The organism is Streptococcus sp. FSL W8-0197 (assembly GCF_037963785.1).
Lineage (GTDB): Bacteria > Bacillota > Bacilli > Lactobacillales > Streptococcaceae > Streptococcus > Streptococcus oralis_CQ.
On sequence record NZ_CP150168.1, the window covers coordinates 857,926 to 870,083 of the forward strand.

General features: G+C 41.7%; 11 protein-coding genes and 2 tRNA genes. All 13 read left to right on the forward strand.

The window, feature by feature from the left end:
* Nucleotides 1-219 precede the first annotated feature (219 nt).
* The 13 genes from parC to sufU all read left to right on the forward strand — a co-directional run bounded on the left by parC (nt 220) and on the right by sufU (nt 12,107).
* Nucleotides 220-2,700: a DNA topoisomerase IV subunit A gene (gene parC / locus NYE79_RS04330; RefSeq protein WP_217970829.1), complete on the forward strand. Its 2,481-nt coding sequence runs from the start codon at nt 220-222 to the stop codon at nt 2,698-2,700.
* Between the two features lie 114 nt (nt 2,701-2,814).
* Nucleotides 2,815-3,852 (forward strand): branched-chain amino acid aminotransferase, encoded by a 1,038-nt coding sequence (locus NYE79_RS04335; protein WP_303622561.1) that lies wholly within the window; start codon nt 2,815-2,817, stop codon nt 3,850-3,852.
* Nucleotides 3,853-3,964: 112 nt separating this feature from the next.
* The gene (locus tag NYE79_RS04340) at nt 3,965-4,195 is read left to right on the forward strand and encodes a DUF2969 domain-containing protein (RefSeq protein ID WP_000037105.1); all 231 of its coding nucleotides are present in this window, start codon (nt 3,965-3,967) and stop codon (nt 4,193-4,195) included.
* A gap of 49 nt (nt 4,196-4,244) precedes the next feature.
* Nucleotides 4,245-4,325: transfer RNA gene (locus NYE79_RS04345), tRNA-Tyr, on the forward strand.
* An 8-nt stretch (nt 4,326-4,333) separates the two neighbouring features.
* Nucleotides 4,334-4,405 (forward strand) — tRNA-Gln (locus tag NYE79_RS04350).
* A gap of 162 nt (nt 4,406-4,567) precedes the next feature.
* Complete coding sequence (gene rpsA / locus NYE79_RS04355) at nt 4,568-5,770, forward strand: 30S ribosomal protein S1 (RefSeq protein ID WP_049479376.1); 1,203 nt, start codon at nt 4,568-4,570, stop codon at nt 5,768-5,770.
* 82 nt (nt 5,771-5,852) lie between these two features.
* On the forward strand, nt 5,853-6,350 hold the full coding sequence (locus NYE79_RS04360) for a GAF domain-containing protein (RefSeq protein WP_049479375.1): 498 nt from the start codon (nt 5,853-5,855) through the stop codon (nt 6,348-6,350).
* Nucleotides 6,350-8,008 carry a DNA polymerase III subunit gamma/tau gene (gene dnaX / locus NYE79_RS04365; protein ID WP_339293818.1) on the forward strand — a complete coding sequence of 553 codons (1,659 nt, stop codon included), beginning with the start codon at nt 6,350-6,352 and terminating at the stop codon, nt 8,006-8,008. The genes NYE79_RS04360 and dnaX overlap by 1 nt, the downstream gene beginning before the upstream one ends.
* A 27-nt stretch (nt 8,009-8,035) precedes the next feature.
* Nucleotides 8,036-8,230 (forward strand): DUF3272 family protein, encoded by a 195-nt coding sequence (locus NYE79_RS04370; RefSeq protein WP_000198269.1) that lies wholly within the window; start codon nt 8,036-8,038, stop codon nt 8,228-8,230.
* A gap of 152 nt (nt 8,231-8,382) precedes the next feature.
* Nucleotides 8,383-9,153 (forward strand): Fe-S cluster assembly ATPase SufC, encoded by a 771-nt coding sequence (sufC, locus tag NYE79_RS04375; RefSeq protein ID WP_000114489.1) that lies wholly within the window; start codon nt 8,383-8,385, stop codon nt 9,151-9,153.
* A 27-nt stretch (nt 9,154-9,180) separates the two neighbouring features.
* Nucleotides 9,181-10,443 (forward strand): Fe-S cluster assembly protein SufD, encoded by a 1,263-nt coding sequence (gene sufD, locus NYE79_RS04380; RefSeq protein ID WP_339293819.1) that lies wholly within the window; start codon nt 9,181-9,183, stop codon nt 10,441-10,443.
* A 10-nt stretch (nt 10,444-10,453) separates the two neighbouring features.
* The gene (locus NYE79_RS04385; RefSeq protein WP_339293820.1) at nt 10,454-11,680 is read left to right on the forward strand and encodes a cysteine desulfurase; all 1,227 of its coding nucleotides are present in this window, start codon (nt 10,454-10,456) and stop codon (nt 11,678-11,680) included.
* Nucleotides 11,667-12,107, forward strand: coding sequence for a Fe-S cluster assembly sulfur transfer protein SufU (gene sufU, locus NYE79_RS04390; RefSeq protein WP_049518815.1), 441 nt, complete (start codon nt 11,667-11,669; stop codon nt 12,105-12,107). Before NYE79_RS04385 ends, sufU begins: the two co-directional genes overlap by 14 nt.
* Nucleotides 12,108-12,158: the final 51 nt, after the last annotated feature.

Consider the following 12,158-nt stretch of genomic DNA (forward strand, 5'->3'; position numbering starts at 1 on the left):
GTTGCCTTTGCTTAATCTAAATAAGTGTTTGTGAATGACTTAAATAGTATCTAAAAATATTTTTCTTAATACCAATTTTAATGTAAAAACCACTCTACATTCTTTGAAAGGAGTTGAACACGCTCTAAATGCTGTGTGAAAAAGATAAATTCTCTTGTGAGCATCGCTCACTGCAATAATTTCCTATTTTCACTTTGCATTTTACGGGCTTAGTATCCTATGTCTAACATTCAAAACATGTCCCTTGAGGACATCATGGGAGAGCGCTTTGGTCGCTACTCCAAGTACATTATTCAAGACCGGGCTTTGCCAGACATTCGTGATGGATTGAAGCCGGTTCAGCGTCGTATTCTTTATTCTATGAATAAGGATGGCAATACCTTTGACAAGAGCTACCGCAAGTCGGCCAAGTCTGTCGGGAACATCATGGGAAATTTTCACCCACACGGGGATTCTTCTATCTATGATGCCATGGTTCGTATGTCTCAGGACTGGAAAAATCGTGAGATTCTAGTTGAAATGCACGGTAATAACGGTTCTATGGACGGAGATCCACCGGCGGCAATGCGTTATACCGAGGCGCGTTTGTCTGAAATTGCTGGGTACCTTCTTCAGGATATCGAGAAAAAGACAGTTCCTTTTGCTTGGAACTTTGACGATACCGAGAAAGAACCGACGGTTTTGCCAGCAGCCTTTCCAAACCTCTTGGTCAATGGATCTACTGGGATTTCGGCTGGTTATGCCACAGATATTCCACCGCATAATTTGGCTGAGGTCATTGATGCGACGGTTTACATGATTGATCACCCAACAGCCAAGGTGGACAAGCTCATGGAATTCTTACCTGGTCCAGACTTCCCTACAGGGGCTATCATCCAAGGGCGTGATGAAATCAAGAAGGCCTATGAAACTGGGAAAGGACGCGTAGTTGTTCGTTCCAAGTCGGAGATTGAAAAGCTAAAAGGTGGTAAGGAACAAATCGTTATCACTGAGATTCCTTATGAAATCAATAAGGCTAATCTAGTTAAGAAAATTGATGATGTTCGTGTCAATAACAAAGTAGCTGGTATTGCTGAGGTTCGTGATGAGTCTGACCGTGACGGTCTTCGTATCGCTATTGAACTTAAGAAAGATGCGAATACCGAGCTTGTACTCAACTATCTCTTCAAATACACTGACCTGCAAATCAACTACAACTTTAACATGGTGGCGATTGACAATTTCACACCTCGTCAGGTTGGAATTGTTCCAATCTTATCTAGCTATATCGCCCACCGTCGTGAAGTGATTTTGGCACGTTCCCGTTTTGATAAGGAAAAGGCTGAGAAACGTCTCCATATCGTTGAAGGTTTGATTCGCGTAATTTCGATTTTGGACGAAGTGATTGCTCTTATCCGTGCTTCTGAAAATAAGGCTGACGCCAAGGAAAATCTCAAGGTCAGCTATGAATTCACAGAGGAGCAGGCTGAGGCCATCGTTACCTTACAACTTTACCGTTTGACCAATACAGACGTGGTTGTCTTGCAGGAAGAAGAAGCGGAACTTCGTGAAAAAATTGCCATGCTTGCGGCCATTATCGGTGATGAACGGACCATGTACAATCTCATGAAGAAAGAGCTTCGTGAGGTCAAGAAGAAATTTGCGACTCCACGTTTGAGTGCTTTAGAAGATACAGCAAACGTAATTGAGATTGATACAGCTAGTTTGATTGCCGAGGAAGATACCTATGTCAGCGTAACCAAGGCAGGCTATATCAAGCGTACTAGCCCACGTTCCTTTGCGGCATCCACTCTGGAAGAAATTGGTAAACGTGATGATGATCGTTTGATCTTTGTTCAAGCTGCTAAGACAACCCAGCACCTCTTGATGTTCACGACTCTTGGGAATGTCATCTATCGACCAATCCACGAATTGGCAGATATTCGTTGGAAGGATATCGGAGAGCATCTGAGCCAGACCATTACAAACTTTGAAACTAACGAAGAAATCCTTCATGCAGAAGTCGTGGATCAGTTTGATGATGCGACAACTTATTTTGCAGCAACTCGCCTTGGTCAAATCAAGCGTGTAGAACGCAAAGAATTCTCTCCATGGCGGACCTACAAGTCGAAGTCTGTTAAGTACGCTAAACTCAAAGACGAGACAGACCAGATTGTAGCAGTGGCTCCGATTAAACTAGATGATGTTCTTTTGATTAGTCAAAACGGTTACGCCCTTCGTTTCAATATCGAAGAGGTTCCGATTGTTGGTGCCAAGGCTGCAGGTGTCAAGGCTATGAACCTGAAAGCAGATGATGCACTTCAGGCTGCCTTTATCTGTAACACTTCATCCTTCTACCTCTTGACCCAACGTGGTAGCTTGAAACGCGTCTCTTGTGAGGAAATTCCGGCGACCAGCCGTGCTAAACGAGGCCTACAAGTCTTGCGTGAGTTGAAAAACAAACCGCATCGTGTCTTCTTGGCTGGAGCAGTTGCAGAGCAAGGTTTCGTTGGTGATCTTTTTAGTACAGAAGTAGAAGAAAACGACCAAACGTTACTTGTTCAATCTAACAAGGGAACAATCTATGAGAGTCGATTGCAAGATCTCAACTTGTCAGAACGTACTAGCAATGGAAGCTTTATTTCAGACACCATTTCAGATGAGGAAGTTTTCGATGCTTACCTCAAAGAAATCTTTAAAGAGGATAAAGCGAATTCATAAAAAAATCAGTCCAGAGGGCTGATTTCTTTATGTTGAAAAAATTTTCAGAAAATTACAAATAATACTTGAAATTTTACTAGAAAAGTGTAGAATAGAACACATAGTTTGAATAGTATAAAGGAGAAACACATGACAGTTGCAATTGATTGGGAAAACCTTGGATTTGCTTATATGAAACTACCTTACCGTTATATCGCTCACTACAAAAATGGTCAATGGGATCAAGGAGAATTGACAGAGGATGCAACCTTGCATATTTCAGAGTCTTCTCCAAGTCTCCACTATGGACAGCAAGCATTTGAGGGATTGAAAGCCTATCGTACCAAGGACGACAGTGTTCAATTGTTCCGTCCTGACGAAAATGCTAAGCGTTTGCAACGTACTTGTGACCGTCTTTTGATGCCACAAGTTCCGACAGAAATGTTTGTAGAAGCTTGTAAAGCAGTTGTGCGTGCAAATGAAGAATACGTCCCACCATATGGAACAGGTGGAACTCTTTATCTTCGTCCGCTGTTGATTGGTGTTGGGGATATTATTGGGGTAAAACCAGCAGAAGAGTATATTTTCACCATCTTTGCTATGCCGGTTGGTAACTATTTTAAAGGTGGTTTAGTTCCAACCAACTTCTTGATTCAGGATGAATACGACCGTGCAGCTCCGAATGGTACAGGTGCGGCCAAGGTAGGTGGAAACTATGCTGCTAGTCTCCTTCCAGGTAAGATGGCCAAGTCACGCCAATTTTCAGATGTTATCTACCTAGACCCATCTACACATACAAAGATTGAAGAAGTCGGATCAGCCAACTTCTTTGGAATCACGGCAGACAATGAATTTGTTACGCCATTGAGTCCATCTATCTTACCATCTATTACCAAGTATTCTTTGCTTTACTTGGCAGAACATCGCTTGGGCTTGACTCCGATTGAAGGTGATGTCCCAATCGATAATTTGGAGCGTTTTGTAGAGGCAGGTGCTTGTGGAACAGCAGCGGTTATTTCGCCAATTGGAGGCATCCAACATGGTGATGATTTCCATGTTTTCTATAGTGAAACAGAAGTAGGTCCTGTTACACGTAAACTCTATGATGAATTGACTGGTATCCAATTTGGTGATGTGGAAGCACCAGAGGGATGGATTGTCAAAGTGGACTAAAAGATATGAAATAAAGAAGAGCTCCATAGCAGTTGTAATAGCTGAAATGGAGTTTTTTCTTGCTAGTTTTAGCTTTTTCTTGTACAATAGAAAAAGTGAAAAGAGGTACAGTATGAGTAAAAAAGATAAGAAAATTGAAATCCAATTAACAGATGCAAAAGTGACTGTTGGAAAAGACAGCTATGAAGGATACGTTTTGACGATCGGGAAAAAGGTCATTGGAGAAATTGCCGAATTAGATAACCAATTTGCCATCATAAAGAATGGAAATGTCGATAGTTTTTATAAAAAACTTGAAAAAGCTGTGGAAATTTTGATTGAAAACTATAATTTGACAAAATAATACTTGTTTTATTGAAAATTTCATGATATAATAGTTCTCGTTAAACATTGGAGAGATAGCGAAGAGGCTAAACGCGGCGGACTGTAAATCCGCTCCTTCGGGTTCGGGGGTTCGAATCCCTCTCTCTCCATTTATCAATGGGGTATAGCCAAGCGGTAAGGCAAGGGACTTTGACTCCCTCATGCGTTGGTTCGAATCCAGCTACCCCAGTTCTTAGGTAATAAATTCAAGATAAAAAGAAAAATATCTTAGGGTATTTTATTTTTATAATTGAAAGACGTGAACGATATGAACATGTCTTTGCGGGTGCTTAGGAAAAAAATTATAAGTATGTCAAGTTTGGAAAAACTTGATTGTTGGAGGATTTTTTAGATGAACGAATTTGAAGATTTGCTAAATAGCGTTAGCCAAGTTGAGCCTGGTGATGTTGTTAGTGCTGAAGTATTGACAGTTGATGCGACTCAAGCTAACGTTGCAATCTCTGGGACTGGTGTTGAAGGTGTCTTGACTCTTCGCGAATTGACAAACGATCGCGATGCAGATATCAATGACTTTGTGAAAGTAGGAGAAGTATTGGATGTTCTTGTACTTCGTCAAGTAGTTGGTAAAGATACTGATACAGTTACATACCTTGTATCTAAAAAACGCCTTGAAGCTCGCAAAGCATGGGACAAACTTGTAGGACGCGAAGAAGAAGTTGTTACTGTTAAAGGAACTCGTGCCGTTAAAGGTGGACTTGCAGTAGAATTTGAAGGTGTTCGTGGATTTATCCCAGCTTCAATGTTGGATACTCGTTTCGTACGTAACACTGAGCGTTTCGTAGGCCAAGAATTTGATGCTAAAATCAAAGAAGTTGATCCTAAAGAAAACCGTTTCATCCTTTCACGTCGTGAAGTTGTTGAAGCAGCTACTGCAGCAGCTCGTGCTGAAGTATTCGGTAAATTGGCTGTTGGTGATGTCGTAACTGGTAAAGTTGCTCGTATCACTAGCTTTGGTGCTTTCATCGACCTTGGTGGAGTTGATGGATTGGTTCACTTGACTGAATTGTCACACGAACGTAACGTATCACCTAAATCAGTTGTAACTGTTGGTGAAGAAATCGAAGTGAAGATCCTTGATCTTAACGAAGAAGAAGGACGCGTATCACTTTCACTTAAAGCAACAACACCTGGACCATGGGATGGCGTTGAGCAAAAATTGGCTAAAGGTGATGTAGTAGAAGGAACAGTTAAACGTTTGACTGACTTCGGTGCATTTGTTGAAGTATTGCCAGGTATCGATGGACTTGTTCATGTATCACAAATTTCACACAAACGTATCGAAAATCCAAAAGAAGCTCTTACTGTTGGTCAAGAAGTTACTGTTAAAGTACTTGATGTTAACGCTGACGCAGAACGCGTATCTCTTTCTATCAAAGCTCTTGAAGAACGTCCAGCTCAAGAAGAAGGACAAAAAGAAGAAAAACGTGCTGCTCGTCCACGTCGTCCAAAACGTCAAGAAAAACGTGATTTCGAACTTCCAGAAACACAAACAGGATTCTCAATGGCTGATTTGTTCGGTGATATCGAACTTTAATCAAATTGATAATCACAAAATCCTTTGTTTAAAACAAGGGATTTTTCTTTTGTCTCTTTCTCATTTTTGATATAATAGTTCTATGTTAGATTCAGAAAAACAATCACAATATCAATTTTTAAATGAGGAACTCTCTTATTTACTTGAAGGTGAGAGCAATGTTCTTGCCAATCTTTCGAATGCTAGTGCCCTCCTAAAATCTCGCTTTCCGAATACTGTATTTGCAGGATTTTATCTGTTTGATGGTAGCGAGTTGGTTTTAGGGCCTTTTCAGGGTGGTGTTTCTTGTATTCGCATTCCGCTTGGGAAAGGCGTGTGTGGAGAAGCTGCTGAGTTTCAAGAGACTGTTTTGGTTGGCGATGTGAGCACCTATCCAAACTACATTTCTTGTGATAGTATGGCAAAGAGTGAAATCGTGGTTCCCATGCTCAAGAATGGTCGATTGCTGGGTGTCTTAGACCTAGATTCTTCACTTATTGATGATTACAATGCCGTTGACCGTGATTACTTGGAACAATTTGTCGCTATTTTGCTTGAGAAGACAGAATGGGACTTTACGATGTTTGAGGAGAAAGCCTAATGTATCAAGCACTTTATCGAAAATATAGAAGCCAGACTTTTTCACAACTGGTAGGCCAAGAGGTTGTGGCTAAAACCCTAAAACAAGCGGTCGAGCAGGAAAAGATTAGTCATGCTTATCTTTTCTCAGGACCTCGTGGAACTGGGAAGACCAGTGTAGCCAAGATTTTTGCCAAGGCTATGAACTGTCCGAACCAAGTGGACGGAGAACCATGTAATAACTGCTATATCTGTCAGGCTGTGACAGAAGGTAGCTTAGAAGATGTTATCGAAATGGATGCAGCTTCGAATAACGGAGTTGATGAAATCCGAGAAATTCGTGATAAATCCACCTATGCACCTAGTTTGGCACGTTATAAGGTCTATATCATAGACGAGGTTCATATGCTATCTACAGGAGCTTTTAATGCGCTTTTAAAGACGCTAGAAGAACCAACTCAAAATGTTGTCTTTATCTTGGCGACCACTGAATTGCACAAGATTCCAGCAACTATTTTATCGCGTGTCCAACGTTTTGAGTTTAAGTCGATTCGAACGCAAGATATCACGGCACATATTCATCATATTTTAGAAAAAGAAAATATCAGTTCTGAACCAGATGCTGTAGAAATTATTGCCAGACGAGCTGAAGGTGGAATGCGGGATGCCTTGTCTATTCTGGACCAAGCCTTGAGTTTGACTCAAGGGAATGCTTTAACTACAGCTATCTCTGAGGAGATTACAGGCACCATTAGTCTATCAGCGCTTGATGACTATGTAGCCGCCTTGTCTCAGCAGGATGTTTCAAAAGCTCTTGATTCTTTGAATCTTTTGTTTGAAAATGGCAAGAGCATGATTCGTTTTGTGACGGATCTTTTACAGTACTTGCGTGATCTACTAGTTGTTCAGACAGGTGGCGAAAATACTCATCATAGTCCAGTTTTTATGGACAATCTAGCTCTTTCTCAGGAAAGTCTCTTTGAAATGATTCGAATAGCGACTGTGAGCTTGGCGGATATGAAAGCAAGCCTACAACCTAAGATTTATGCTGAGATGATGACTATTCGTTTAGCGGAGATTAAGCCTGAACCAGTGCTTTCAGGAGCTGTCGAAAGTGAAATTTCTGCACTGAGACAGGAAGTCGCTCGTCTCAAGCAAGAACTTGCTAATGTTGGAACAGTTCCTAAACAAGTGACGCCAGTCCCTAGCCGTCCAACCACTTCCAAGACTGTCTATCGAGTAGACCGTAATAAAGTTCAGGCTATCCTACAAGAAGCTGTTGAAAATCCTGAATTGGCACGGCAAAACTTGATTCGCCTCCAGAATGCATGGGGAGAAGTGATTGAAAGCTTAGCAGGTCCTGATAAGGCTCTGCTTGTTGGTTCTCAACCAGTTGCGGCCAACGAACACCATGCTATTTTAGCTTTTGAATCTAATTTCAATGCTGGACAAACTATGAAACGGGATAACCTCAATACCATGTTTGGCAATATTCTTAGCCAAGCGGCTGGATTTTCACCTGAAATCCTGGCAATTTCCCTTGAGGAATGGAAAGAGGTTCGTGCAGCATTTTCATCTAAAAACAAGTCTTCTCAAGCAGATCAAGAGGTAGAAGAAGATAGCCTGATTCCAGAGGGATTTGAATTTCTGGCTGATAAAGTCATGGTCGAAGAAGACTAAAAGTGGATTTCATGGTACAATAATCCTATGACTAGACAACAATTTATCGTGATAGCACTATTTACTGCTGCTGAGACTTATTTTTTCAATGAAGCTTGGATGACGGGTCGCTATTTCATGGCAGCCTTTTGGGCCATTCTTCTTTTTCGAAATTTTAGGTTAAGTTATGTAATGGGGAAAATAGTAGACGCTATTGATCAGCACCTAAACCGCAAGGATTAGTCACTAGCTTCTAAACAAAATCAAAGCCTTTTAGGCTTTTTTTTGTTATACTAGTAGAGTATATTTATGGACCTTTTCTTGTATTTTTTAGAGAAATGTAAGTGATTTCTCTAAGGATAAAGGAAGTAGGCCAGAAAAAGAAAGGAACTATCATGTCAGTATTAGAGATCAAAGATCTTCACGTTGAGATTGAAGGAAAAGAAATTTTGAAAGGGGTTAACCTGACCCTGAAAACAGGAGAAATCGCAGCTATCATGGGACCAAATGGTACTGGTAAATCGACTCTTTCTGCAGCTATTATGGGGAACCCTAACTATGAGGTTACAAAAGGGGAGGTCTTGTTTGATGGCGTAAACATCCTTGAGTTGGAAGTGGACGAGCGTGCGCGTATGGGACTTTTCCTTGCTATGCAATACCCATCAGAAATCCCAGGAATTACCAATGCTGAGTTTCTTCGTGCAGCTATGAATGCTGGCAAAGAAGATGATGAAAAGATTTCAGTTCGTGAGTTCATTACTAAACTAGACGAGAAAATGGAATTGCTCAACATGAAAGAAGAAATGGCAGAGCGTTACCTCAACGAAGGTTTCTCAGGTGGTGAGAAAAAACGTAATGAAATTCTTCAACTCTTGATGTTGGAACCAACTTTTGCCCTTTTGGATGAGATTGACTCAGGTCTTGATATTGACGCCCTTAAAGTTGTATCAAAAGGCGTCAACGCTATGCGTGGCGAAGGTTTTGGTGCTATGATCATCACACACTACCAACGTCTTTTGAACTACATCACACCGGATGTGGTACACGTGATGATGGAAGGTCGTGTGGTCCTTTCTGGTGGTCCAGAATTGGCTGCCCGTTTGGAACGTGAAGGATACGCAAAACTAGCTGAAGAACTTGGCTACGACTACAAGGAAGAATTGTAATTTCCTCGTATCTTTTAGGAGAAGTAAATGACTAAAGAGAATATTAAACTTTTTTCAGAAATGCACGCTGAACCAAGCTGGTTGGCTGACCTCCGTCAAAAAGCTTTTGATAAGATTGAGAGTTTAGAGTTACCAGTTATCGAGCGTGTGAAATTTCACCGTTGGAATCTGGGAGATGGAACTATTACAGAAAGTGAACCGTCAGCAAATGTTCCTGACTTCACAGCTTTAGACAATCATTTGAAGTTGGTTCAAATAGGGACTCAAACTGTTTTTGAACAAATTCCAGTTGAGTTAGCAGAACAAGGGGTAGTCTTTGCAGACTTCCACTCAGCTTTAGAAGAAATTCCAGAACTCGTAGAAGAATTCTTCATGTCATCAGTCAAATACGACGATGACAAGTTAGCAGCCTACCATACAGCTTACTTTAACAGTGGTGCTGTTCTCTACATTCCTGATAATGTTGAAATTACAGAACCAATTGAAGGTATTTTCTACCAAGACAGCGATAGCGATGTGCCATTTAACAAGCATATCCTTATCATTGCTGGTAAAAACTCTAAAATAAGCTATCTTGAACGTCTAGAGTCACGAGGTGGAGGTAGTGCAAAAGCAACTGCCAATATCACAGTTGAAGTGATTGCTCGTTCTGGTGCGCAAGTCAAGTTTGCGGCTATTGACCGTTTAGGTGAAAATGTCACTGCCTACATTAGCCGTCGTGGTAAACTAGGCAACGATGCAAGCATTGACTGGGCGATTGGTGTCATGAATGAAGGAAATGTCGTTGCGGACTTTGATAGCGATTTGATTGGTAACGGTAGCCATGCTGACCTTAAAGTCGTAGCTCTTTCAAGTGGCCGTCAGGTTCAAGGGATTGATACTCGAGTGACTAACTACGGTTGCAACTCTATCGGAAATATCCTCCAACATGGGGTTATCCTTGAAAAAGCGACCTTGACCTTCAACGGTATCGGCCACATTATCAAGGGTGCCAAGGGAGCAGATGCGCAACAAGAAAGCCGTGTTCTCATGCTTTCAGACCAAGCGCGTTCAGATGCCAACCCAATCCTTTTGATTGATGAAAATGACGTAACTGCAGGTCACGCGGCTTCTATCGGTCAGGTGGATCCAGAAGATATGTACTACCTCATGAGCCGTGGCTTGGATAAGGCGACTGCTGAGCGTTTGGTTGTTCGCGGTTTCCTTGGCTCCGTAATTGTTGAGATTCCAGTCAAGGAAGTTCGTGACGAAATGATTGCAACCATCGAAGAAAAATTGTCAAAACGCTAAGGGGAAGCCTATGTTAGATGTAGAAGCGATTCGTAAGGATTTTCCAATTTTAGACCAGATTGTCAACGATGAACCTCTGGTCTATCTGGACAATGCTGCGACGACACAAAAACCACTAGCAGTTCTTGAAACAATCAACCGCTATTATGAGCAGGACAATGCCAACGTTCACCGTGGTGTCCATACTTTGGCAGAGAGAGCAACAGCTTCTTATGAAGCTGCTCGTGAAACCATTCGTAAGTTTATCAATGCAAGCTCTACAAAGGAAGTACTTTTTACTAGAGGAACGACAACTAGCCTTAACTGGGTGGCACGCTTCGCTGAGGAAATCCTGACTGAGGGAGACCAAGTCTTGATTTCAGTAATGGAACACCATTCTAATATCATTCCATGGCAGGAAGCTTGTCGCAAGACTGGGGCAGAGCTTGTCTATGTTTATCTCAAGGACGGAGCTCTGGATATAGATGACTTGCGCGCTAAATTGACTGATAAAGTCAAGTTTGTCTCCTTAGCTCATGCCTCTAATGTTCTTGGTGTGGTCAATCCTATCAAAGAAATCACTCAAATGGCCCACCAAGTTGGAGCTATCATGGTGGTGGATGGTGCTCAGTCTACGCCCCATATGAAGATTGATGTCCAGGACTTGGATGTGGACTTCTTTGCTTTTTCAGGTCACAAGATGGCTGGACCAACTGGTATTGGTGTTCTTTACGGTAAAGAAAAGTATCTGGAACAAATGTCACCAGTTGAGTTTGGTGGCGAGATGATTGATTTCGTCTATGAGCAATCTGCTAGTTGGAAGGAATTGCCTTGGAAATTTGAGGCTGGAACGCCAAATATGGCAGGTGCTATCGGACTTGCTGCAGCAGTGGATTATCTGGAAAAGATTGGTATGGATGCCATTGAATCTCATGAACAGGAATTGATTGCATACGTCTTTCCAAAATTGCAGGAAATTGAAGGGTTAACCATTTATGGTTCGCAAGACCTGGCTCAACGTTCAGGTGTCATTGCCTTTAACCTACGGGATCTTCATCCCCATGACCTAGCTACAGCACTTGATTATGAAGGAGTAGCAGTTCGAGCCGGTCACCATTGCGCCCAACCTTTGCTCCAATATTTGGAAGTCCCGGCAACAGCTCGTGCAAGTTTTTATATCTACAATACCAAGGCAGATTGTGACAAGCTAGTCGATGCCCTACAAAAGACAAAGGAGTTTTTCAATGGCACTTTCTAAACTAGATAGCCTTTATATGGCAGTGGTGGCAGACCATTCGAAAAATCCACATCACCAGGGGAAGCTGGAAGATGCTGAGCAAATCAGCCTCAATAATCCAACCTGTGGGGATGTTATCAACCTCTCTGTCAAGTTTGACGCAGAGGACCGTTTGGAAGATATTGCTTTTCTAAATTCAGGATGCACGATTTCAACTGCTTCTGCTAGTATGATGACAGATGCTGTTTTGGGCAAGAGCAAACAAGAAATTCTAGAACTTGCGACCATTTTTTCTGAAATGGTTCAAGGACAAAAAGATGATCGCCAAGACCAACTTGGCGATGCAGCTTTCTTATCAGGTGTTGCCAAATTCCCACAACGGATTAAGTGTGCAACTCTAGCTTGGAATGCACTTAAGAAAACAATTGAAGATCAAGAAAAACAGTAAGACAAGTTTCTTTTGTCTTATGAATCAGTAGAAATGAAGAATGAAAGAAAG

Bases quoted from the DNA above. Each gene is read 5' to 3' on its own strand.
- sufU (WP_049518815.1), top strand. From the start codon at position 11,667: ATGGCACTTTCTAAACTAGATAGCCTTTATATGGCAGTGGTGGCAGAC.
- sufD (WP_339293819.1), top strand. From the start codon at position 9,181: ATGACTAAAGAGAATATTAAACTTTTTTCAGAAATGCACGCTGAACCA.
- NYE79_RS04340 (WP_000037105.1), top strand. From the start codon at position 3,965: ATGAGTAAAAAAGATAAGAAAATTGAAATCCAATTAACAGATGCAAAA.
- sufC (WP_000114489.1), top strand. From the start codon at position 8,383: ATGTCAGTATTAGAGATCAAAGATCTTCACGTTGAGATTGAAGGAAAA.
- rpsA (WP_049479376.1), top strand. From the start codon at position 4,568: ATGAACGAATTTGAAGATTTGCTAAATAGCGTTAGCCAAGTTGAGCCT.
- NYE79_RS04370 (WP_000198269.1), top strand. From the start codon at position 8,036: ATGACTAGACAACAATTTATCGTGATAGCACTATTTACTGCTGCTGAG.
- NYE79_RS04360 (WP_049479375.1), top strand. From the start codon at position 5,853: ATGTTAGATTCAGAAAAACAATCACAATATCAATTTTTAAATGAGGAA.
- dnaX (WP_339293818.1), top strand. From the start codon at position 6,350: ATGTATCAAGCACTTTATCGAAAATATAGAAGCCAGACTTTTTCACAA.
- parC (WP_217970829.1), top strand. From the start codon at position 220: ATGTCTAACATTCAAAACATGTCCCTTGAGGACATCATGGGAGAGCGC.
- NYE79_RS04385 (WP_339293820.1), top strand. From the start codon at position 10,454: ATGTTAGATGTAGAAGCGATTCGTAAGGATTTTCCAATTTTAGACCAG.